Here is a 22735-nt window from a genome sequence, read left to right on the forward strand (position 1 = left end):
CCCCACACCAGGACCCGCATCGCGACCCCACAACGCAGCCCCTGCCGGAGGACGTCTCTCCGGCGGGGGCCGCGCGCGTGTGCGGGTGCTCAGTCGTGCCGCGCGCCCATGAGGTGCAGGATCCGGTGCACGGTGTCGTCGACGAGGGTGTAGCGCACGATCCGGCCGTCGGTCTCGTCCCGGGTCGCGGACACCCAACCCTGCTCCCGCAGGATCCGCAGCGCCTGGGACGCCGCGTTGCGGGTGATACCCACCGCCTCCGCCAGGTCGGACACCGTCGCGACGCCCGGCCCGGCGTGGTGCATGTGCGCGAGGAGTCCGAGCCGGGTGGGGTCGGCGAGGAGGTCGAACCGCGCGGCCCAGTCGTCGACGTCCATCGATTCCTCCGTAACAGCGGCGACACATTCCGCCTCTACGCTCACCGCAGTATGTATCCGGGCGGACACGTATCTCTCGCAGGCAGGAGCTGCTCTTGAGACCGTTCTACGCTGCCGTCGGCGCCGCCGTCGCACTGGCCGTGCTCGCGTCGGGCTGCGCGATGCCCACGGCCGGCGGGGCGGGTGGGCCGGGCAGCACGGCCGGCGGCGGCCTCGGTACCGGCGCCGGCGACCGCGTCGTCCTGGCCGATTCCACACCGCTGGGCGAGTTCAACCCGGTCTCCGGGTACGGCTCCACCGGAGTCTCCCCGCTGTACGAAGGCCTGCTGCGTCCCGACGCCGCCGACGACGAACACCTGCCGGATCTCGTGCCGGCCCTGGCTGCGGCCGAGCCCGAGGTCGGCGCGGACGGCCTGACCTGGACCGTCCGCCTCCGCGAGGGTGTGCGGTTCCACGATGGCAGCGCCCTGGACTCGGGCGACGTCGCCGCTACCTACCGCGCGGTCGTCGACCCGGCCTCGGGCTCGCCCATCGCCTCGGACTACGCCTCCATCGCGGGGGTCGAGACCCCGGACCCGCTCACCGTGCGGTTCCGGCTCGACGCCCCCGACCCGGGCATGCCCGCGCGGCTCCTGCTGGGCATCGCCCCCTCCGAGCGGCTCGCGCCCGGACCGGCCGCGGCGTCGTCGCTCAACACCGACCCCGTCGGCACCGGGCCGTACCGGCTGGAGCGACTGACGCCCGGGGAGGCGGTGCTGACGGCGAACCCCGACCACCGCGACGGCGCGCCCGAGGTCGACACCCTCGTCCTGAAGTCGGTGCCGGACGAGAACGCCCGCGCCCAGATGGTCCTCACCGGGGAGGTCGACGGCACCGTCCTGCCGCCGACCCTCGCCTCCGGCCTCGCCGGCCGCGACGGCACGGAGCTGGTGTCGGTCAACTCGGCCGACTGGCGGGCCGTCGCGCTGCCGATGTCCCACCCGTTCGCCGGCGACCCGGCCGTGCGCCGCGCGCTGGCCCGCGCCATCGACCGCGAGGCGCTGGTCCAGCACGTCCTCGCCGGCCACGGGCGGCCCACGTTCTCGCCGATCACCGACGCGTACCCCGAGCACGAGCCGGGCGCAGCCACCGCCCGGCAAGCCGAGGCCCGCGAACTGCTCGCCGCCGCCGGGTGGCGGCCCGGGCCGGACGGGGTGCTCACCCGCCCCGCGGGAGGCCCCGCCCGCGCCGAGTTCGTCCTCGCCTACCCCGCCGCCGACTCCCTGCGCCGCGAGCTCGCCTCGGCGGTCGCCGATCAGCTGCGCGGGCTGGGCGTGTCCGTCGAGCTGTGGGGCGCGACATGGGACGAGATCGAGGCCCGCTCCGGGGAGGTCGCCGTCCTGCTCGGTGGCGGCGACAACCCCTTCACCGTCGACACGCAGGCCCACCGCGCCCTGCACTCGCCGACCAGCACCTCCGGACCGCTGGACAACCCCGGCGGCTACGCGAATCCGGACGTCGACCGTGCCCTCGACGCCGCCCGCCACACCGCCGACCCGGCCGAGCGGACCCGCCTCTACCGCCGCGCCCAGCGGGCCTACGACCAGGACCCCGGCCACCTGTTCCTCGTCACGCTCGAACACACCTACCTCGTCCGCGACAGCGGCCACACCGGCCCCGTACCGATCCTCGAACCGCACGCCCACGGCGCGACCTGGGGCCCGTGGTGGGCGATCCACCGCTGGACGGCCCGCCCGTGACCCGCCGCCTGCGCGAGCGCCGGGCCGAGCTCACCCGCCTCACCGCCCGCCGCGCGCTGGCGGCGCCGGTGGTGGTGTTCGCCGTGACGCTCGCCGCGTTCGCCCTGGCCGGCGCCTCGCCGCTCAACCCGCTGACCGCCCACTTCGGCTCCGGCTACGAGCGGATGACCCACGCCGACCGCTCCGCCGCCGCCTCCGCCCTGGGCACCGATCTGCCCTGGTGGCAGGCCTGGGGCCGGTGGATCGCGGGACTCGCGACCGGCGACGGCGGCTATTCCCCCACCTACCGCCAACCCGTCGCGGAGGTGCTCGCCGAGCGGATCCCGTGGACCGTGGGACTGTCGGCGGCGGGGGTGGGGATCGCGCTCGTCGTCGTCGTCATCTCCGGTCTCGTCGCGGCGTGGCGCCCCCACGGGGCGGTGGACCGCGCCCTGGCCGGGGTCGCGGTGGCGCTGAGCTCGGTGCCGACGTTCGCGCTGGCGCTCGGCTCGGTCGCGGTGTTCGCGGTGGCGCTGCGGTGGCTGCCGGTGGCCGGCGTCGCCCCGCCCGGCGAGGCCGCCACCGTCGGCGGGGCGCTGCGGTACGGGCTGCTGCCGGCGTGCGTGCTGGCGGCAGGGCAGGTGCCGTGGTTGCTGCTCGCGTTCCGGCGCGCGGTCACCGAGGCCGCCGACTCCCCGCCGGTCGCCGAGGCGCGCGTCCGCGGCCTGGCCGAGTGGACCGTCCTGACCAGGCACGTCGCACCGGTGGCGTGGGCGCCGCTCATCGCGTTGGTCGGCGCCCGCGTGCCCGAGGTGATGGTGGGCTCGCTCGTCGTGGAGACCGTGTTCGCGTGGCCCGGGCTGGCCGCCGCGACCGTCGACGCCGCGCTCGGGGCGGACTTCGCGCTGCTCGCCGCGGTGACCGTGGCCGCGTCGCTGACCGTGCTCGCCGGCACGTGGTTCGCCGACTGCCTGCTGTTGCTCGCCGACCCGAGGGTGCGGATCGATGCGTGAGGCCCCGCCCGCCCGCCGGGCGACGCCCCGCCGCGTCGCGGGGGCGGCGATGCTCGCGGCGATCGTCGTGTTCGCGCTGCTCTGGCCGGTGCTCGCGCCCGACGCGATGACCACCTCCGACTACCTCGCCGCCGACCTGCCGCCCTCGCCCGCGCACCCGATGGGGACCGACGCCCTCGGCCGCGACCTGTCCGTGCTGGTCGCGCGGGCGCTGCAGGTGTCGCTGGCGGTGGCCGCCGGGTCCGCGGCGATGGCAGGGCTGCTCGGGGTGGTCGTGGGGACCGCCGCCGCGGCGGGCGGGCGGCGCGTCGACGCGGCGCTGATGCGGGTCACCGACGCCGTCGCCGCCGTGCCGCACCTGCTGGCGACGGTCGTGGTGGTGGCGTTGTTCCGCGGGTCGCTCGCCGCGATCGTGCTCGCCCTCGCGCTCACGCACTGGCCGGGCGTGGCGCGCGTCGTGCGGGCCGAGGCGCAGAAGGTCATGGCCACGGGGTACGTGGCGGCCTCGCGCGCGGCGGGCGCGTCCCCGGCGCAGGTCGCCCGGTGGCACGTGGTGCCGGCGGTCGCGGGTCAGGCGGGGCTCGCCGTGGTGCTCATGGTGCCGCACGCCGTGTGGCACGAGTCGACCCTGTCGTTCCTGGGGATCGGCCTGTCCCCCGAGCGGGCGAGCCTGGGCACGCTCGTCGCGATGTCGCAGTCCGGCCTGCTGGTGGGCCGGTGGTGGCCGCTGGCGTTCCCGACCGCCGCGCTCATCGCCGTGACCGTGGCCGTGGCCCTGCTCGGACCCGGCAGGGCGGGGCGGGGGGTGGGGTCGGCCGGCGGTGGTCGCGGTGGCCGTGTGGCGTCGGTTCCGGCCGTCGGTGACGACGACGACGAGGCGCGCACCACCCGGGCGGCGCTGCGCGTGGACGGTCTCACGGTGAGGCATGGGGGCAGCGGCGCGGACGCCGGGGAGACCGCGGTGGACGGGGTGTCCCTGCGCGTCGAGCCCGGTCGGGTCGTGGCGATCGTCGGCCCGTCGGGCGCCGGCAAGTCGAGCCTGCTGGACGCGTGCGCCGGGCTCGTGGCGCCGGGCTCGGTCGTGGCGGGGCGGGTCGAGGTGGGCGGGCGCGGGATGCCCGGCCATGTCGCCCAGACCGCCGCTGATGCGTTCACCCCGACCCGGCACCTCCGTGGGCAATTGGAGGAGTCGATCGCGGTCGCGGCAGCACGCGGCAGCGCGACCGGCACCGGCAGCGTTCCGGCCGGCGGCCCGACCGACGTGGCTGCGCTGTGCCGACTGGTGGGCGTCGACCCCGCGCTCGCCGACCGCTACCCGCACCAGCTCTCCGGCGGCCAGCTGCGGCGGATGGCCATTGCCGTCGCGCTGGGCACCTGGCCGTCGGTGCTGCTCGCCGACGAACCCACCGCCGGACTCGACCCCGCTCTCGCACTCGCCGTCCTGAGGCAGCTGCGGCGCCTGGCCGACGAGACCGGTGTCGCGGTGCTGCTCGCAACGCATGACCTGGTGGCGCTCGAAGCCAGCGGTGCTGCCGACGAGGTCGTGTCGATGCAGGCAGGGCGCCTGTGCCCTGCGGACCCCTCCCAGGGCAACCGCGCCCCCGCGGACGCCACCGCACCCGCCGGGGAGCTGGTGACACCGTGACCCTCGTCGCCGCCGGCGCCGCGTTCCGCTACCCCGACTCCGACACGGAGGCGCTGCCCCCGACCGACCTCTCCGTCGCCGCGGGCACGATCACCGCGCTCGTCGGCCCCTCGGGTAGCGGCAAGACCACCCTCGCGCGGCTCCTCGCCGGGCTCCTCGCGCCCACCTCCGGGTCGGTGACCGTGACCGAGGCCGGCGTGGCGAGCGAAGTCCGACCGCGGCGGGGGCGCCTGCCCGGACACACCGCGCTGCTCGACCAGGACCCGGCGGCCGCGGCGGACCCGCGACTCACGCTGCGGCGGATGATCGCCCTGCCCGGGCGGAGCCGGCGGATCGCCGTGGACGTGGACTCGCTCGCCCGGGAGGTCGGGCTGGAGGCGTCGCTGCTGGATCGCAGACCCGGCGAGGTCTCCGGCGGTCAGCTGCAGCGCGCGTGCCTGGCCCGGGCCCTCGCGCAGCAGCCGCTCTACCTTCTCACCGACGAGGCGACGGCCCACCTGGACCCGGAGAGCGTCGCCCTGGTCCTGCAGGTGCTGCGTGCGCGTGCCGACCGCGGCCTAGGCGTTCTCGCCATCACCCACGACCGCGACGCGGCCGCCGGGTGGGCGGATCACGTCGTGACGCTTCGGAGACCCGCCAGGGGCTAGTTCAGCCCGGCGTAGGAGTGCAGGCCCGAGACCACGATGTTGATGAAGAACAGGTTGAACACCAGCACCGCGAAGCCGGCGATGTTGATCCACGCCGCCTTCTTGGGGCCCCAGCCCGACGTCGCCCGGGCGTGGAGGTAGCCGGCGTAGAGCACCCAGGAGATGAAGGACACCGTCTCCTTGGGGTCCCAGCCCCAGAAGCGGCCCCACGCGCTCTCCGCCCACACGGCGCCGAGCAGGATGCCCACGCCGAAGACCGGGAAGCCGATGACCGTGGCGCGGTACGCCAGCCGGTCGAGGGTCTCGGCGGCGGGCAGCGGACGCGCCAGCCGCGCGCCCCAGCCCCGCTCCTCGCCCTGCGGCTGCCACACGCGGATGAGGTACATGATCGACACGACGCCCGGGATGAGCAAGATGCCCGAGCCCAGCGAGATGATCGTGACGTGGATCGGCAGCCAGTACGAGCGCAGCGCCGGCACCACGGGCGCGGCCTCCGAGTACAGGTTGGTCCCGCCGAAGAACAGCAGCACCAGCACCGGCAGCAGCACGAACGGCCACGCCGTCTGCAGCGCCGGCTTGCGCAGGAACACCAGCCCGGCGCCGACCGCGAGCAGGGTCGTGCCGAGGATGAACTCGTACATGTTGCCGAACGGGAAGCGGTCCGTCGCCAGGCCGCGCGTGATCATCGACCCGGCGTGGAACAGGAACGCGACCACGATGAACAGCTGCGCGATCCGCGCCCACCGCACGTTGCCCTCGGAGGCGCGGTTCTCGTCGCCGGTGTCGGTGAGCGACCGCGACTCCGTCAGGCCCACGTCCGACCCGCCGGCGGCTGCGCCCTGCCCTGCCGCCACCAGCTGCTGGTGCGAGACCTTGGGGACGCGGAAGCCCGCGTAGTAGATCAGCGACGCGACGAGCGCCAGGGCGTAGATCCCGAACGCCGTCCGGAAGGCGAGGTCCGAGTACGTCGACAGGGTCTCGTCGACGGGCAGTCCCTGCGCGAGGGTCCAAGTGATCACCGGGTGTCGTCCTTCCGCACGTCGTCGCCGGCGGTGCCGCGACTAGATGAAGTGTGGTCCTTATCGGCCCCACCCGGCAAGACGGGTGTGACGGCCGAGGCCGCGACCAGCCGATCGCGGAGCTCGTCGAATTCGCTCCCCCAGCCGGACCGGTCCGTCTTGGCGAGGCCTCCCAGTTCGACGCGGGTGACCTCGTCGTCGTCGACACTCACCCGCGCCCAGATCCGCCGGCGCCGCACCATCAGGCTCAACACCAGCCCGCCCATCATGACCGCGGCGGACACCCCCACCCAGATCTGCGTGGGGTCGGAGGAGACCTGGATGTTGATGAACTCCTCCGCGCCGTCGAAGCGGACCTCGGTGCCGTCGGCGAGCGTGGTGGATTCGCCCGGCCTGAGGTTGACGCGCGCCTCGCGGTTGAGGACGCCCGACTCGATGAGGTCCGAGTCGAGGGAGAAGATCGACTGCGGGCGGCCCGTGTCGAGGCCGGCGTCGCCGCGGTGGACGTCGATCGCCACCGCCGGGTCGTCCATCCGCGGGAACCGCGAGCTGAGCAGCGTGCCGTCGAACTGGGCGGTCGGGGCGAAGAGGCCCTGGATCGCGATCTGCTGTGTGCGCCGCTCGGCCAGGTCCGGGTACATCCCCGCGGGCGGGTCGAAGCGCATGATGCCCGACGACAAGAAGGTCTGCAGCTCGGTCGGCTGCCAGTGCTGCGTGTCCGTGCGTGTCTCGCCGTTCGGGAACGTCACCGTGAACGTCGGCGCGTAACCGTGGCCCTGCAGGTAGACGCGGGTCGATCCGATGCGCAAGGGGTGGTTGACCCGCATCTCGTACGGCTCCCACGTGTCGGGGTCCGTGGTGGTGACCTCTTCGCTGTAGCGCACGTTGGAGGTGAACATCTCGGCCTGACCGTTGGGCAGGTAGTCGGCGCGGAAGTCCTCGACCTTGATGCAGAACTGCTCGAGGTCCGTGCCGTCGACGAGCAGGCCGGCGCGGAACGAGTCGTACGCGCTGGGCGTGGTGTTGCAGAACGCCGGCGACTCGGCGTTGGCGACGATGACGCGCATGCCCTCCGCGTAGACGAACTTGCCCGCCGCGAACATGATGAGCAGCGCCAGCAGGCCGAAGTGGAAGACGATGTTGCCGACCTCGCGCATGTAGCCGCGCTCGGAGGACAGTTCGATGGTGCCGGGGACGCGGCCGTCGCCGTCGTTGCGGCGGACCCGGCCCTTGAGCTCGCGGCGGATCTGCTCGGCGGCCTGCTCGGGGGTGGCCGTGGTGCGGTAGGCGGCGTGGTGCGGCAGGCGCGACAGGTTGCGCGGCGTGAGTGGCGGCGGGGTGCGCAGCTGCTTGACCAGCTCGATCGAGCGCGGCGTGAGGCAGCCGACCAGCGAGATGAACAGCAGGACGTAGATCGCCGTGAACCACCAGCTGGAGAACACGTCGAACAGTTGCAGGCGGTCGTAGAGCTCGCCGAGCCAGCCGTTCTCGGCGATGTACTCGTTGACGTTGCCCTCGTTGAGGCTGCGCTGCGGCAGCAGCGCGCCCGGAACGGCCGCGACGGCCAGCAGGAAGAGCAGGATGAGCGCCGTGCGCATGGCGGTGAGAGTGCGCCAGGCGTTGCGGAGGAAGGAGGTGACGGTGCCCAGCGGTGAGCGGGCAGCGGCAGTTCTGGGCTCTGGCATGGGGTCCATCTGGGGGTCGCGGCGCGCCGAGGCGACTCGGCGCCGGTCGCACCCAGGCTAGCCCGGTGATCCTGAGCGGAACCTGGCAGGGTGCGGGCGGGTGTGCGGCCGCCTCCGGGGAGGTCAGGGCCGGTGTGGCGGGGGTCTCTCGGTGCCCCGCCGCGGGAGACCGGGCGTCGATCATCGTGCGGGTGCCGGTGGGTGGGCGTAGGACACGGGTGGGGTGCCTCCAGGCGTGCTGCGGTGGGTGGTCGTACGGCGTCGAGTCTGGGCGGGCGGTGTGTCCGGGCCGTGTCTCTGTTGTGTGGATCGGTGGCTCATTGCTCCCCGCGACGCGGCGCGCTGCTGAGGGCGGTTCCGGTCTTCTAGTCTCGTGTCGCGCCTCCGCCGGTGTAGTCGCGGCCGAGGGTGCGTCCGCGGTAGGGGGCGGCGGTGTCGTCTGTGGACGGTGGGTCTTCGGCTCGCGGGCGCCCGAGCACGGCCGGGGCGACCTTGACGGGTTCGCCGATGATGGCGGTGGTGTTGGTGGCGTTGGTCAGGTAGCTCGCCGGCGTGTGACCGCGCCGGTCGCTGTTCTGGCCGGCGTTGGCCGCGCCCATCATCCCGCCGATCGGCATCGCGCCGGCGCGCCCGGCCTGGGCCGTAGTAGTCGACGACGACGAGAGCGCCCCCGCACCCGGGCTTGCCGTCCCTCCGGGCGCGGGACCGGCCCCGGGAGCGCCCGCGGCCGGACCGCCACCGCCCGGGCCCGCCGCGCCGCCGGCACCGAAACCTGCCAATGTCCCGGCACCACCCATACGGGATGCACCGGCACCCGCCCCGGCCGCGGCGGCGCCGCCACCGCCGAGCAGGCCACTGGTCGAGCCGAACCCGCGATCGCGGCCCCGGCCGTCCCCGTTCGCCCCGCCCCGGATCCCCCGGATCCCGCCGCCGGCGCCTGCCGCGCCGCGCTGGCCGTTCGCCCCGGTCATCGGCGTCATCGGCGCCCCGGCCGGGGTGGTGGCCGCGTTCACGCCACTGCCGGCAGCCCCTTGCCCCGCGCCCGGCTGCCCGGCCACCGACTGCCCGGCGCCCGCCTGTCCTGCACCGGCGGTGGCCGTCGCACCGCCGTCGGCTGCGCCCGTCCGCGAGGCCAGAAGTGCCTGCTCGGTGGCGGCATCGCGGCCCGCGCCCGGCGAGTTCGTCGTCGTCCCGCCACCTCCGGCCCCGCCGGCCTCCCCGGTGCTGGTGGTGAGCGCGGCGAGCGTGGCGGGGTTCGGCGCGGCCGGCGGCGCCGGACGCGAGATGCCCTCGGTGTTCCAGACCCGCGCCATGTCGATGCCGTCCGGGCCGCCCAGCGCCGACGTGGAGACCACCCGGTACGCCGCGGTGAAGTCCAGATCGTCGAGGTTGGCGTCCATCACCGCGGGGCTGTACTCGGTGTTGACGATCGCCCGAGCCTGCTCCTCCGCCGCAGCTTGCTGGGCTCGTGACGCGGCGGCCGCCGACAGTCCCGCCGGTCCGAACTCGCGTCCGGACAGCTGCGCGAGCTGCGCCTGCGCCGCCTGCTCGGCCACGTTCGTGCGCGTGGTGACGAACCCCTGGTGAGCGCGCCCGGCCTTCTCTGCGACCTTCTCCAACTCCCCCGACAGCGCGACCGCCGAGCTGACAAGGCCGCGCACCGAGTCCTGTGCGCTCGATGCGAACTCGCCCTGCCACCCGTGCCCGAGCACATTGTTCAGATCGGACTGGAGTTGCGTCGCCGCGGTGTACAGCGCCTCGGAGACCGCTCCCGCCCGCTGCTGGATCTGGCTGAACTGCTCGGGCTCGAGCGCCTGCGCACACTGCGCGATCCGCTCCAACGGCGAATCAGACACGTCCTCCGGCCCCACCCGGCCATAACCACCCATTACGCACGAGTCCTCGAGAATGAACCCATCACTCTCACTCGCATGAATCAGGCCCAGGCTCTGGAGCCCCGCCGGCTCCTCGGCCGCTTTCGACAACGCCCCCGCCAACGCCTCGTCCTGCGCCTCGATCAACCCACCCGCGGCGGCGAAGAGGAGAGACATGGCACGGGCCTGACTAACGAAGCCATTCAGGAGCGCCGGAAGGTCCTCACTCGACAGAAGGGAGTACACGGCCCCCAGTTGTCTGGCCGTCGGAAAGGCGCCAGCACTGACCGCTTGCCCTTGCCACTCATGTGATCCAGATGCTGACACGACTCGGTCGATGAACTGTCCGCAAGCAGCAACACAGGCATCAGCGATTCCTGGATCAAGATGAACAGTCACTTGTGATCCCCTCTTGGCAAGTGCTTCATTACCGGGCGAATTGACTCTTCGAGCGCAGTACATGGATCTGCAAAGTTCTGGCCTCTGAACGATGCGAGACCGTGTATCAACGAAACACTCACAAAGAGAGTGCCCTCTGACGAAAAGAAGAGTTGCCGACAGCTGTTACTGCCCATGTCCGCCTTGCTAAGCAGCCGGAGTCCGTCGCGACCTGACACGGCAAATTCGCTTGCGACGAACGATTCATCTCCCAGGTAATCTTCGCGGGACTTCCAGGTGGACAGCACTCCGAAGATGACTTCTTCGTTCTTCCATCCACAGGCAAGTAGCTCCCCAGGACGGTCGATTCGCAGCTCACTATCCTCCCGCACCGGCGAGCCAACTCCCTCTTCGATGGCTTCGACCGGGATTTCGGCACACGGGTCGAAAAGGGCGGGCCTCTGCTCTACCGGCAGATCCCACGGATTGCCGGACTCTTCGGGGGCGGCTGCGCTCGTCGTCGTCGGCGCCTCTTCTCCCCCGTCCGCCGACGCGCACCCGGACAGCACCACGCCGGCCGCAACCAGCGCGGCGCACACAGCTCTACTTCTTCCCACAACCTGTACGACGCCCCAGCCGGCCGAACGGTTCCACCGTCGCCCTGGGTTCTTAGACCAGAGGCGTTGCGGCGGGACATGAGGGGCATGATTGAGTCGGTGCGCGGTCACAGCCAGTGATCTTTGCAGCCGATCGAGGTCGGCGGGTGGGTCATCCGACGCGCGGCCACGTGGCGCCAGTCGGCGTGACCTGCGGTGACGGGTTCGTGTCGTACCCGGATGATCTAATCGAACACATGAGCGACACGGGTACGGGAGCGACGGCCAGCGGTGAGATGGCCGCCGTGCTGTCCGCGCTCGATGCGCACCTGGCCCGCGACTGGTCCCAGGTCCCGGCCGCCGAGCTGCACGCCGAGCTCGTCGCTCTCGAGCAGGCCCAACGCAGGCTGCGCGCCACCCAGGCGCGCGTGATGGCCGAGGCGCGCAGAGCCGGGGCCGCCAGGCAGATGGGCTACATCAACGAACACCAGATGCTCACCGGCGGCCTCGGACTCGCACCCGGCGAGGCACGCGGCCGCCTCGAAGATTCTGCGATCGCCGACACCGCCCGCATGGCCGCCACCGCGGCCGGGACGATCTCGGCCGGGCACCTGAAAATCATCAACACCACCCTGGCCGCGCTACCGGACGAGGTCGACGACGACGAGCGCAACCGCCTCGAAACCGAACTGATCGCCCTGGCCGCCGGACAGTGCACCACCCGCCGCCTACAGGACAGCGCCCACCGCCTGCTGGACCAGATCGACCCCGGCCGCACCGAACGCGGCGCCGGCGAACGGGCCAGGCGCCGATCGGTCACCTGCACCGGCCAGGGACTGGACCTGATGGCCCGCGCCGCCATGACCATGGACCCCCAACTGGCAGCCCTGATGCGCGAAGTCCACGCCCGCTGGGCCCAACCCGGACGCCTCTGGCCCGACGAGCTGACCCCCGATGACCGCAGCGACGGTCAACGCATGCACGACGCCCTCGTCCACGCCCTCACCCTCGCCCTGGCCACAGACGCGAGCAGAACCGGCGCCGCAGCGGCGATCGTCGTGCGCATCGACCTCGACCAACTGACCACCCTGGCCGGATGCGGCCACACCGACGCCGGGATCCGCGTACCCGTCGACCAGGCCATCACCATGGCCCGCGGCAACCACTGGTTCCTCGCCCTATGCGACCAGGAGACCGACCTCAAGCTCTACCGCAGTCACCGCACCGCCTCCCGCTACCAACGCCTGGCCCTGTTCGCCGCCTACGGCGGCTGCACCCACACCGACTGCGACCAAGACGCCAGACACTGCCAAGCCCACCACGCCGGCACACCCTGGGCCGCCGGCGGCCTGACCAACATCGACGAACTCGCCCTGACCAGCCCCGACTGCCACGCCATGATCCACGACACCGGCTGGACCACCATCCCCGACCGCACCGCACCCCAAGGCGTCCGATGGATCCCACCCACCGCAACACCCCGCGCGACCAACCCACCACCACCCAAACCCGGCCCACCACCACTGACACCGCTCGACGCGCCCATCCTGCCGTTCGCACTCCTCCACGACCTCGACCACGCCATCGCCCGACACACCGCGGCTCCGAGGCCGCCGCATGACCACACGCGACCGAGGCGCGACGGCGGCCAGCTCAAGTGGGTCAGATGGGCAGAGTGGTGTCCGAGATGGCGAAGTCGCGCAGCCAGTCGATGAACAGCGCCCATCCGCCCGAGAGCAGCAGCAGACCCACGATGATGAGCATGACGCCGCCGAACACCTGGATGGCCCGGGTGTGCTTCTGCAGCCACCCGACCGTGCGCATCGCCCACGTGGAGCCGAACGCCACCACGATGAACGGCAAGCCGAGACCCAGGCAGTAAGCCACGATCAGCAGGACGCCCCGGGCCGCGTCGACGCCCGTACCGGCGGCAACCGACAGCGCCGCGGCGAGCGTGGGACCCAGGCACGGGGTCCAGCCGAGGGCGAAGACGGCGCCGAGCATCGGCGCGCCGAGCCACGTCGAGAGCGCCTTCGGCTGCATGCGGGTGTCCCGCTGCAGGGTGGGCACCAAGCCGATGAAGACCAGACCCATGAGAATGGTCACCACGCCGCCGAGCCGCTGCAGCAACTCCTGCTGCGGGGCCAGGTACTGCACGGTCCCCAGCACCATGGCACTGAGCAGCACGAACACCACGGTGAATCCACCCACGAACAGCAGCGACGCGCCCACCACGCGGGCTCGGGAAGCGCGGCGGGTTCGCCGTTCCTCCACGGTCAGGGTGGCGGTGGCGGCACGCTGCCGTTCAGCGGCGGCCGCGGTGACCGGCGGGCGCTCGGCGCCCACCACGCTGGCCAGGTACGCCATGTAGCCGGGCACCAGCGGGATCACGCAGGGCGAGGCGAACGACACCAGTCCGGCCAGCACGCACGCGCCCAACGCCAGCAGGATCGGGCCGCTGGCCACAGTCTGCTGGAAGGTCTCCCCGACGCTCTGGGCGAGCAGGATCACCTCGGGGGTCACGTCTGCTCGACCTCCTCGGCCAGGATCCTGTCGACGGTCTCACTCAGCTCGTCGTCGGTGATCTCGGCCAGGTACACGGCGGCCACCCGATGCTGCTTGTCCAGGATGATCGTCGCGGGCACCACCGACGTCGGGAAGCCGCGCAGGGCGGCGACGGCCGCGTTGCTCGGGTCCCAGATCGACGGGTACGTGATGCCGTTGTCCCGGACGAAGTCGACGGGCTTCTGCCGATTGGGGTCGCGGAGATTGATGCCGAACACCGTCGCGCCGCGGGGCTCGTACTCCTCCTGCAGGCGCTGCAGGTCGTCGGATTCGGCGCGGCACGGACCACACCACTGGCCCCACAGGTTGAGGATCACGACCTGTCCGGCGAAGTCGTCCTGCACGGTGAGCGTGCGGTCGGGGTCGAGCAGGTCGGGCCCGGCGATCGTGGCGACCGGCTTTCGCTCGGCCGGGGGGTCGTAGTGGATCTCGATCTGGCCGTCGGGACTGACGAACTCGAACGTCTCCGGGCCCACCACCACAGCGTCGTCGCCGGTGGCGCAACCGGCGGCGAGCGCGCCGGACAGAAGCAACGCGCCGAGCGCGGCCTTGGTCTTACGCATGGATCATGCTCCAGTCTGCGACGGGTCGGAGGCGCCCGCCGGTTCGGAATAAACGATGTCCCGCAGCGTGGTGCCCTCGAACACCAACGAGGTGACCGACGCCAGGGAGCACTGCCGGGAACGAGGGTCGTGCCACAGGCGTCGCCCCTCGAGGAAGCGTCGCGTGGTGTAGACGGGCAGCTGGTGGCTCACCAGGACGGCCTCGTGCCCGCGGGCGGTGTCGAGGGTCGAGTACACGGCGCCGATCATGCGGTGCGCGATCTGCAGGTACGGCTCGCCCCACGACGGCCGCAGCGGGTTGACGAGGATCGGCCAGTACTGCGGGTCGCGGAGAGCGCCACCGGGCCCGCCGACCTTGCGCCCCTCGAAGCGGTTCTCCGCCTCGATGATGTCGGCGTCGATCCCCACCGGAAGCCCGAGGGTCTCGGCGAGCGGGGCGGCGGTCTCCTGGGCGCGCTGCAACGGGGAGGCCACGATCGACACGATGTCGTGCCCCTTCCCCAGGACGCGGGCGACGGTCTCCGCCTGGCTGCGTCCCAGCTCGGACAGGCGGAACCCTGGGAGCCGCCCGTAGAGAACGCCCTCCGGGTTGTGGACCTCGCCGTGGCGCACGAGGTGCACGATCGTCTGCGTCTCGTTGGCGCGGGCCGACGTGTCACGGGGGGTCGACGACGACGAGGTCGGCTCCCCCGGAGCGGCGATCGTCCCCGGCTCGGCGCCATAGGTCGCAGACCCCTCGGGCTGCGTCTCGACGGGCGCCTCCACCGGGGCCGCGGCGGCCGCGGACCCGCCCAACGACGGCGGCGTCGCGGCGGGGGCGGGATGGTCTCCGCGCAGGGGGATCGGCAATGAGGTGGGGCCGGTCGCCGGGACGGCGAGACGCCCCCGGAGCCCGCGGCCGCTGCGGCTCATCGGCCGTCCTCGGGGGCGGTCGCGGCGGCGGCCGCCTCGGCGGCGACGGGCAGGGCGTCGGCGATGTGCTGGAAGTCGTCGTCGGTGAGGGCCGTGGAGACGAACCAGGTCTCGAACGCGCTCGGCGGGGCGTAGATGCCCCGGTCCAGCAGGGTGTTGAAGAAGGGCGCGTACCGGAAGGTCTCGGCGGCCTTGGCGCCGGCGTAGTCGGTGACCTGCTCCTCGGTGAAGAACACGCTGAGCATGGTGCCCGCCCGCTGGATGGTGTGGGCGACACCGGCGCCGTGCAGCGCGTTGCCGATGAGGGCCTCGAGCCGGTCGGCGTTGGTCTGCAGCGTGTAGTAGCAGGCGTGGTCCGCCAGGCGCAGCGAGGTGAGGCCCGCGGCCACGGCGACGGGGTTCCCGGACAGGGTGCCCGCCTGGTAGACGGGCCCGGCCGGCGCGAGGGCGGCCATGACATCGGCGCGGCCACCGAACGCGGCGGCGGGCAGCCCGCCGGACATGACCTTGCCGAAGGTGGTGAGATCGCCGGCGACGCCCTCGATGCCCCACCAGCCGCGGTCGCCGGCGCGGAAACCGGTCATGACCTCGTCCATCACCAGGAGCGCGCCGTTGGCGGAGCACAGCGCGCGCAGTTCCTCGTTGAACCCGGGCAGCGGCGGGACCGTGCCCATGTTGCCGGCGGCGGCCTCGGTGATCACACAGGCGATCTCGTGCCCGTGATTGGCGAACGCGAGCCGCACGGCCTCGATGTCGTTGTACGGCAGCACGATCGTGTCGTGGGCGGTCGCGCCGGTCACGCCGGGCGAGTCCGGCAGGGCGAAGGTGGCCAGGCCGGAGCCCGCGTCGGCGAGGAGGGCGTCGACGTGGCCGTGGTAGCAGCCGGAGAACTTGATGACCTTGGAGCGGCCGGTGAACCCGCGGGCCAGGCGCACGGCGCTCATGGTGGCCTCGGTGCCGGAGTTGACGAGCCGCACCTCTTCGACGGAGGTGCGGGAGATGATCTCGCGCGCCAGGTCGACCTCGCCCTCGGTGGGGGTGCCGAAGCTGAGGCCGCGGGTCGCGGCGTCGCGGACGGCGTCGACGATCTCGGGGTGGGCGTGCCCGTGGATCATGGGGCCCCACGAGCAGACGAGGTCGATGTAGGTGTTGCCGTCGACGTCCGTCATGCGAGAACCCCGCGCTTCGCGGATGAAGCGCGGGGTTCCACCGACGGAGTTGAAGGCGCGCACCGGGGAGTTCACTCCCCCGGGGATCAGCTCGCGGGCCTCGGCGAAGAGCTCGGCCGATCGGGCGGTCCCGGACATGCCGGACGGGGTCGGGAAGGCATCACTCGCAGACGTCACTCCCCCAGTGTCTCAAAGTCCGGCCGCGAGTACCCCCTCGCGGTGTCAGACCTGCGGCTGCGCGGGCGGGGCGGGCGGCGCGAAGGGCGCGAACAGCGACCTGGCGGCGGCGTCGACCTGCCCGGCGAGGTCCTGCACCGCCTTCTCCGCCTGCTGTTGCAGCTGCTGCGGGCTGGGCAGCGGCGCGGGGGCCGGCACCGCGGCGGGGGCAGCGGCAGGGGCGGCCGGTGCGGCAGGGGCGCCGAGGGACCCGGTCGCCGGGGCGGGCGCGTCCGCGGGGGTGCCGGCGGAGCTGGTCGCCGGGGCACCGACGGAACCGAGACCCGCGGCGGCGGTGACGCCCGCGCCGGCGCCGGCGTCGCGGTGGGTGCCGTACCAGTCGTCAGCGCCCTCGACGGGCGCGGACATGCCCTGCTGGGCGGCGGCGATGCGCTCGGCCTGGCCCCAGCGGGGCAGCGGCTCGGGCGACGGCTTGCCCTCGACGTGGCCCGGGGTGGCGACGCCGGTGCGGAGGAAGTCCATCACCAGCTTGTCGACGGCCTCGTTGCCGGTGCGGAAGGTGCCGTGGTCGCCGCCGCCGACGGTGACCAGGGCGCCACCGAGCGCCTCGACCACGCGGTGCGCGCCGGCGATGGGGGTGACGGCGTCGTCCTCGGAGTGCAGCACGAGCGGCTTCTCGTCGAGCGCGTCCCCGTTCGGGCTGATGGTCCGCGCGACGGGCTCCCAGCCCACGCAGTCGTCCCCGGCGGCCTCGACGGCGGCGCGGGTGGTGAGCCGGTTGCCGCCGGTGAACTTGTCGACCTTGGCGGACATGACGCCCAGCTGGTCGGCCGGCGCCGCTGTCTCGTTGCACGTGATGATCGAGTTCATCTCGACGTCCGTGCGGTAGACGGGCGAGCGGTTCTCCTGCGCGGCGAGCATCAGGCCCACGGTCTCGTAGTCGACCCGGGCGATGTTCCCGCCGTCGTTGTAGTACTTGAGGATGTGGGCGAGCATCGGCCACGCCTGCTCGGAGTAGGTGGCGCCGACCGTGGCGTCGTAGAGCCCGGTGGTGGCGTTGTTGGTCAGCCCCTGCAGGGCGGCGGCGCGGGCGAAGCCCTCGACGCGGGCGCGGGCGGGGGCGGTGCCGTTGATGACGTCCAGTGCGGGGCGCTCGACCGGGGTGCCGCGCAGTTCGACGGGCAGGTCGCGCGCCTCGGCGGGCGGCGGGGTGAGGTTGGCGGGGCCGCCCACCTCCTGATCGGTGACCCACTTCCAGGAGTGGAACACCTTCAGCGGGGTGTCGCCGAGGCCGTAGTAGTCGTCACGCTCGGCGATCCAGGCGAAGATGTCGTTGATCCGCCGCTCCTGGGCCAGTGCGCCCTGCTCGGCCTGCTTCGACCAGCGCCAGTCGGGGTGTGTGTTGGAGTCCAGCACCATCCGCCCGGTGTGCTCGGGGAACAGGGTGGCGAAGTCGGTGCCGATAGCGGTGCCGTACGAAACGCCCACGTAGTCGATCTCGGCCAGCTCGAGCGCCTCGCGGACCGCGTTCATGTCGCGGGCGGCGTTCTCGGTGGTCATGGACGCCATGTACTCGGGGTCGGTGCCGTAGCAGGCGTCGTGGAGCGCGTTGACGGCGTTCGGACCGACGAAGTCGACGTTGCAGACCATCGGGTTCGAGCCGAACAGGCCACGCGGCTGGACGGCCACGAGGTCGTGGTTCTCGTAGAGCCCCTCGGGCCCGCTGCCGTCGGGGGCCGGGTTCCAGAAGTTCAGCGCGTAGGTGCCGGGCCCACCGGGGTTGCCGAACACGGTGGAGCGCGCCTGCCCGGAGGAGGCCTTGATGCGCGTGAGCGCGACCTTGGTCTTCGCGGCGTCGGGGGCGTTGTAGTCGACAGGGACCTCGACGGTCCCGCACTCGAGGCCGGCGGGCACGTACTCGGCCTCGATCCCGAGCATCTCGGTGCAGTCCTGCCATTCGACCTGCGTGGCCGAGGCCACTCCGGTTCCCAGAAGTGCGATCGCCCCGACGACCGCCGTGGTGCCAACAAAAGTGCTAGACGGCTGCACCGATCCCCGATTCCATGTGCTGTAGGTGTCTCTCCGGCGAATCGGACGCAGCGACTGCTCGATTTCACGAGCGTCACATGCGTCCGAACCGCGACAAATGTAGCCCGTGACACCCGCCACGCGGTGGAGTCCCGTGCGGACTCAGCGAACCGTCACACGATCGTTACCGGGGCTTGCGGAACGCGCGGAAAACCCCAGCTAGAAGTAGATATGTCACGCCCCGCGACGGGGGGAGCGTCGGAGGATGGCGAGCGTGGTCAGAACCAGGGTCAGGCCGGCCAGGACGGTGGCGGCGAGCAGGAGCCGGGTGTCGGTCAACACCCGCTCGATGGGCCCTTCGACCGGCGGGTCGACCACCGGCGGGAGGACGGAGACGACGTCGCGGGACAGCCACCACAGCAGCACGGCGAGTGCGGCGGTGACGACGGCGGCCACCGCGAGGCGACGCGAACTCACGCGGGGTCCGGCCCGCCGCGCCCCGCCCCGCCGTCGGCCGCCTCGACCGCACTGCTGAGGGCGGCGTGCAGGGCCGAGCGGTCGCGGGCCCAGGCGCGGACCTCGGCGCCGGAGTCCAGGCGCAGTCCCACCGCGCCGCGGCGGCGCGGGACCTCCCGCAACTCGCCGAGCGTGCGGGCCGTTTCCCACGACGCCTCGGGGGCGCCGGCGGCCGGCAGCGGCAGCACCGCGTCGATCCGGTCCACACCGAGCTCCTCGGTACCCTGGATGTACACCTGCGGGGTGAGCCGGACGCGACCGTGGACGCGGGTGGCGGCGATCATCACGCCGTGGCAGAGCGCGGACGCGACAGCACAGACGGTCAGCATCATCCAGTGCACGGGGGCACCGGTGATCACCTCGAACGCCGCGGCGGCCGCGCAGAAGACCGGGGCGGCGAGGATCCACGCCCAGCTCCAGCCGTCCTCGGCGTACAGGATGGGACCGTCGGGCTCGATGCCCGGCCGTGTGGCGGCCGCGTCACTTGCCGGCACGCGCGCCACCGCCCGGGGTGGTGAACTTCATGGCCTCGGCCGTGTGCTGGCGCCACACGGCGGTGGCGGCACACAGCCCGGCGAGGATCTGCAGAGCGATGACGATGAAGCTGACCACGTCACCCCGATCCCCCGCGACCGCCACCCCGCCGAACACGCCGACGATCACGGACACCGCGTCGACGATCAGGAAGACGGCCACGATGTCGAGCATCGTGCGGGCCCAGCCCTTCCCGGCCCGCAGGCGGAACGCCAGCCACACGGTGACCGCGGCGGCGAGCAGCGCCACCACGGCACCGACCGCCAGGGAGATGGAGAACATGTCCTCGACCGAGATGTCGACGGCTCCGGTGTCGGCTACGGCGTCGCGGAACGCGTCCCGGGTGGCGGCGGGCAGATCGCTGAAGCTCGCGGTCGCGGCGTTGAGGAGCATGCCGACGAGCCCGAACGCGGCGGCGGCCAGCCAGAGCACCCACGCCGTGTGGATCTCCTCCGGCGGCGGCGCCGCGGGGTCGGTGGGCGAGCCGGGCTCGGCCGGCGCGCCCGACTGCTCGGGCCGGGCGGGCGGTCGCCAGGGACCGCTGGCGCGTGTCACCGCGCGCCCCAGCCCTCGGAGAGCAGGCGGGCGGCGTGAAGGGCCCAGTAGGTCAGGACGATGTCGGCGCCAGCGCGTCGGATGGAGGTCAGGGACTCCATGACGGCCGGGTCGTGGTCGATCCAGCCACGCTCGGCGGCGGCGGAGATCATCGCGTACTCGCCGGAGACCTGGTACGCCGCCACGGGCACGTCGGAGATCTCGGCCGTCTGGCGCAGGATGTCGAGGTAGGACATGGCGGGCTTGACCATCACCATGTCGGCACCCTCGTCCAGGTCGAGCTGGACCTCGCGCAGCGACTCGCGCCTGTTGGCGGGATCCTGCTGGTAGGTGCGGCGGTCGCCGCGCAGCGACGAGCCGACGGCCTCGCGGAACGGGCCGTAAAAGGCGCTGGCGTACTTGGCGCTGTAGGCCAGGACGGCCACGTCCTGGTATCCCTCCCGGTCGAGGGCCTCGCGGATCGCGGCGATCTGGCCGTCCATCATCCCGCTGGGCGCCACGACGTGGGCGCCGGCGGCGGCCTGCGACACGGCGAGGTCGTTGTAGGCGACGAGGGTGGCGTCGTTGTCGACGATCTGCTCGCCGCGCGGGTCGGTGCCGAGGACGCCGCAGTGCCCGTGGTCGGTGAACTCGTCGAGGCAGGTGTCGGCCATGATCACGAGGTCGTCGCCCACCTCGGCGCGGACGGCCGCGAGGCCGCGGTTGAGGATGCCCTCGGGGTCGGCGCCACAGCTTCCGGTGGCGTCCTTGTCGGCGTCGAGCGGGACGCCGAACAGCATGATGCCGCCGAGCCCGGCCTCGGCGGCGGCGACGGCCTCGCGGCGCAGCGAGTCGACGGTGTGCTGGACGACCCCGGGCAGCGACGAGATGTCGCGCGGCGCGTCGATCCCGTCGGCGACGAACGCCGGCAACACCAGCTGACGCGGCGCCAGCGTGGTCTCGGCGACGAGCCGACGCATGGCCGGAGTCGAGCGCAGTCGCCGCGGTCGCACCAGCGGCGCGGGGACGGAGGCGGTGTCGTCGTGCGGTGTCATCACGTGTCCCACTGTACGAAAGTCGCCGTCACCGGCGCCGGGTGCGCTCCGAGGGGCACCCGCGCGCCGGGGACGCGTCCCGGGTCAGCGCCGGCGGGCGCGGCGACGCGGGGGCGGCAGTTCGCCGGCCGCGCGCAGGTGGTCGGCGTGCGCGGCGAGCGCGTCGACCAGTTCCAGCACCGACGCGTTCTCGGGCTGCACGTCCACGCGCAGGCCGAACTCGGCGGCGGTCTCGGCGGTGCGCGGCCCGATGCAGGCGATGAGCGTGCGGGCGTGCGGCTTGCCGGCGATGCCGACGAGGTTGCGCACGGTCGAGGAGCTGGTGAAGCACACCGCGTCGAACCCGCCGGTCTTGATCATCTCGCGGATCTCGGCGGCCGGCGGGGCGGCGCGGACGGTGCGGTAGGCGGTGACGTCTTCGATCTCCCAGCCGCGGGCGGTCAGGCCCTCGGCGAGGGTCTCGGTGGCGATGTCGGCGCGCGGCAGCAGGACGCGATTGACGGGGTCCAGGACGTCGTCGTACGGCGGGAACACCTCGAGCAGGCCGAGGCTGGACTGCTCGCCGCTGGGCAGCAGTTCGGGCTGGATGCCCAGCTCGCGGACGCGGGCGGCGGTGCCTTCGCCGACGCAGGCGATCTTCACGCCGGAGAAGGCGCGGGCGTCGAGGCCGAACTCGACGAACTTCTCCCACACGGCGCGCACCGCGTTGGAGGAGGTGAACACGACCCACTGGTAGCGGCCGTCGACGAGGCCCTTGACGGCGCGCTCCATCTGGGCGGGGCTGCGGGGCGGCTCGACGGCGATGGTCGGCACCTCGACGGGCACGGCGCCGTGCTCGGCGATGCGCTCGCTCATCTCGGCGGACTGGGCCTTGGTGCGGGGCACGAGCACGTTCCAGCCGAACATGGCACGCGACTCCCACCACTGGTAGCGGTGCCGCTCACCGGCGGACTTGCCGATGGTCACCACCAGGTCGCCCTCCATGTCACGCCCGACCTCGGCCATGGTCGCGAGGGTACCGTCGGCGGACTTCTGGGCACAGAGCGAACCGGAGCAGGTCACGGTGACCGGCGTGCCCGCGGCGAGGCCCTGCTCGGCGAGGTTGGAGGCGGCCTCGGCGAGGTGGCGGGTCGTGGTGCGCAGGACGATGGGCCCGGGCGAGCCGACGAGGGCCTCCCAGTCGACCTTGCCGCGGCCGTCGGCGAAGACGTAGCCGGAGCCGAGCGCGATGCCGGCGAAGGCGGGCACGGCGGTGGCCTCGGCGACACCGGGGACGACCTCGAACGGCACGACGGTGCGGCCGACGGCGGCGATCTCGGTGACGGTCGCGTCGGTGGTCATGGGGTCGCCGGTGACGAGGCGGACCACGTCACGGCCCTTCTTGGCCTCGGCGACGAGCTGCTTGGCCACGGCGGCGGGCTCACCGAGCACGGGCCGGACGTCGGCGGCGGTGGGCGCCGGGAGTGCCTTGAGGCGCTTGACCTCGGCCTTGTCCTCGGCGGCCACGGCGGCGTCCATCTCGGCCTGACGCGCGTCGAGCAGCTCCTGCGGGACGGGGACCTCGGTGGCGACCAGTGCCAGTACGTCGGCCGACACGTCGGCGTCGGCAAAGACCAGCGCGTTGCCGGCGAGGACCTCGCGGGCCCGGCAGGTGAGCATCCCCGCGTTGCCTGGACCGCCGCCGACGAAGCGGACGGTTCCGGGGCGGGTGGTGCGTGCTCGAGTCATTG

Annotated in this window: 20 protein-coding genes; 5 read left to right on the forward strand and 15 right to left on the reverse strand. The window is 72.9% G+C overall.

What is annotated here, in order from left to right; all coding sequences use genetic code 11:
* Positions 1-89 precede the first annotated feature (89 nt).
* Positions 90-377: an ArsR/SmtB family transcription factor gene (locus tag VYL96_RS13205; protein WP_007630534.1), complete on the reverse strand. Its 288-nt coding sequence runs from the start codon at positions 375-377 to the stop codon at positions 90-92.
* Positions 378-472: 95 nt separating this feature from the next.
* Between VYL96_RS13205 and VYL96_RS13210 the strand changes: the two genes are divergently transcribed.
* Genes VYL96_RS13210 through VYL96_RS13225 form a run of 4 tightly spaced genes read left to right on the forward strand, consistent with a single transcriptional unit; the run spans position 473 to position 5400 of the window.
* On the forward strand, positions 473-2116 hold the full coding sequence (locus VYL96_RS13210; RefSeq protein WP_243699623.1) for an ABC transporter substrate-binding protein: 1644 nt from the start codon (positions 473-475) through the stop codon (positions 2114-2116).
* Positions 2113-3108, forward strand: a complete 996-nt coding sequence (locus VYL96_RS13215) for an ABC transporter permease (RefSeq protein ID WP_243699624.1) — start codon at positions 2113-2115, stop codon at positions 3106-3108. Before VYL96_RS13210 ends, VYL96_RS13215 begins: the two co-directional genes overlap by 4 nt.
* Positions 3101-4753, forward strand: a complete 1653-nt coding sequence (locus VYL96_RS13220; RefSeq protein ID WP_131885359.1) for an ATP-binding cassette domain-containing protein — start codon at positions 3101-3103, stop codon at positions 4751-4753. The genes VYL96_RS13215 and VYL96_RS13220 overlap by 8 nt, the downstream gene beginning before the upstream one ends.
* Positions 4750-5400 (forward strand): ATP-binding cassette domain-containing protein, encoded by a 651-nt coding sequence (locus VYL96_RS13225; RefSeq protein WP_131885360.1) that lies wholly within the window; start codon positions 4750-4752, stop codon positions 5398-5400. Before VYL96_RS13220 ends, VYL96_RS13225 begins: the two co-directional genes overlap by 4 nt.
* Here VYL96_RS13225 and ccsB read toward each other — a convergent pair.
* The 4 genes from ccsB to VYL96_RS13245 all read right to left on the reverse strand — a co-directional run bounded on the left by ccsB (position 5397) and on the right by VYL96_RS13245 (position 10955).
* Positions 5397-6419: a c-type cytochrome biogenesis protein CcsB gene (gene ccsB / locus VYL96_RS13230; protein ID WP_131885361.1), complete on the reverse strand. Its 1023-nt coding sequence runs from the start codon at positions 6417-6419 to the stop codon at positions 5397-5399. The genes VYL96_RS13225 and ccsB overlap by 4 nt on opposite strands.
* A complete protein-coding gene (gene resB, locus VYL96_RS13235) occupies positions 6416-8104 on the reverse strand; it encodes a cytochrome c biogenesis protein ResB (protein WP_131885362.1) in 1689 nt (562 codons plus the stop codon). Before resB ends, ccsB begins: the two co-directional genes overlap by 4 nt.
* Positions 8105-8469: 365 nt before the next feature.
* A complete protein-coding gene (locus tag VYL96_RS13240; RefSeq protein ID WP_131885363.1) occupies positions 8470-10155 on the reverse strand; it encodes a WXG100 family type VII secretion target in 1686 nt (561 codons plus the stop codon).
* A gap of 218 nt (positions 10156-10373) precedes the next feature.
* Positions 10374-10955, reverse strand: a complete 582-nt coding sequence (locus VYL96_RS13245; RefSeq protein WP_165928449.1) for a DUF3558 family protein — start codon at positions 10953-10955, stop codon at positions 10374-10376.
* 254 nt (positions 10956-11209) lie between these two features.
* Here VYL96_RS13245 and VYL96_RS13250 point away from each other — a divergent pair, with 254 nt between their 5' ends.
* The gene (locus tag VYL96_RS13250) at positions 11210-12667 is read left to right on the forward strand and encodes an HNH endonuclease signature motif containing protein (protein WP_243699625.1); all 1458 of its coding nucleotides are present in this window, start codon (positions 11210-11212) and stop codon (positions 12665-12667) included.
* Here VYL96_RS13250 and VYL96_RS13255 read toward each other — a convergent pair.
* From VYL96_RS13255 to VYL96_RS13300, 10 genes are all read right to left on the reverse strand, one after another.
* A complete protein-coding gene (locus VYL96_RS13255) occupies positions 12615-13475 on the reverse strand; it encodes a cytochrome c biogenesis CcdA family protein (RefSeq protein ID WP_131885365.1) in 861 nt (286 codons plus the stop codon). The two genes, VYL96_RS13250 and VYL96_RS13255, sit on opposite strands and share 53 nt — an antisense overlap.
* Complete coding sequence (locus tag VYL96_RS13260) at positions 13472-14080, reverse strand: TlpA family protein disulfide reductase (protein ID WP_131885366.1); 609 nt, start codon at positions 14078-14080, stop codon at positions 13472-13474. Before VYL96_RS13260 ends, VYL96_RS13255 begins: the two co-directional genes overlap by 4 nt.
* Positions 14081-14083: 3 nt before the next feature.
* Positions 14084-14992, reverse strand: coding sequence for a histidine phosphatase family protein (locus tag VYL96_RS13265; RefSeq protein ID WP_131885367.1), 909 nt, complete (start codon positions 14990-14992; stop codon positions 14084-14086).
* On the reverse strand, positions 14989-16299 hold the full coding sequence (hemL, locus tag VYL96_RS13270; RefSeq protein WP_131885467.1) for a glutamate-1-semialdehyde 2,1-aminomutase: 1311 nt from the start codon (positions 16297-16299) through the stop codon (positions 14989-14991). The genes VYL96_RS13265 and hemL overlap by 4 nt, the downstream gene beginning before the upstream one ends.
* An 84-nt stretch (positions 16300-16383) precedes the next feature.
* Positions 16384-18318, reverse strand: a complete 1935-nt coding sequence (locus tag VYL96_RS13275; RefSeq protein ID WP_243699626.1) for an alpha/beta fold hydrolase — start codon at positions 18316-18318, stop codon at positions 16384-16386.
* A 282-nt stretch (positions 18319-18600) separates the two neighbouring features.
* The gene (locus VYL96_RS13280; protein ID WP_007630138.1) at positions 18601-18843 is read right to left on the reverse strand and encodes a hypothetical protein; all 243 of its coding nucleotides are present in this window, start codon (positions 18841-18843) and stop codon (positions 18601-18603) included.
* Positions 18840-19376, reverse strand: a complete 537-nt coding sequence (locus VYL96_RS13285) for a transport-regulating membrane protein Mce1N (RefSeq protein ID WP_131885368.1) — start codon at positions 19374-19376, stop codon at positions 18840-18842. The genes VYL96_RS13280 and VYL96_RS13285 overlap by 4 nt, the downstream gene beginning before the upstream one ends.
* Positions 19363-19971 (reverse strand): hypothetical protein, encoded by a 609-nt coding sequence (locus VYL96_RS13290; protein ID WP_131885369.1) that lies wholly within the window; start codon positions 19969-19971, stop codon positions 19363-19365. The genes VYL96_RS13285 and VYL96_RS13290 overlap by 14 nt, the downstream gene beginning before the upstream one ends.
* Entirely contained in the window at positions 19968-21005 is a 1038-nt protein-coding gene (gene hemB / locus VYL96_RS13295; protein ID WP_007630606.1) for a porphobilinogen synthase, read from the reverse strand. Before hemB ends, VYL96_RS13290 begins: the two co-directional genes overlap by 4 nt.
* A gap of 84 nt (positions 21006-21089) precedes the next feature.
* On the reverse strand, positions 21090-22733 hold the full coding sequence (locus tag VYL96_RS13300; RefSeq protein WP_131885370.1) for a bifunctional uroporphyrinogen-III C-methyltransferase/uroporphyrinogen-III synthase: 1644 nt from the start codon (positions 22731-22733) through the stop codon (positions 21090-21092).
* Positions 22734-22735 lie beyond the last annotated feature (2 nt).

The organism is Dietzia maris, assembly GCF_036287335.1.
GTDB classification, from domain to species: Bacteria; Actinomycetota; Actinomycetes; order Mycobacteriales; family Mycobacteriaceae; genus Dietzia; species Dietzia cinnamea.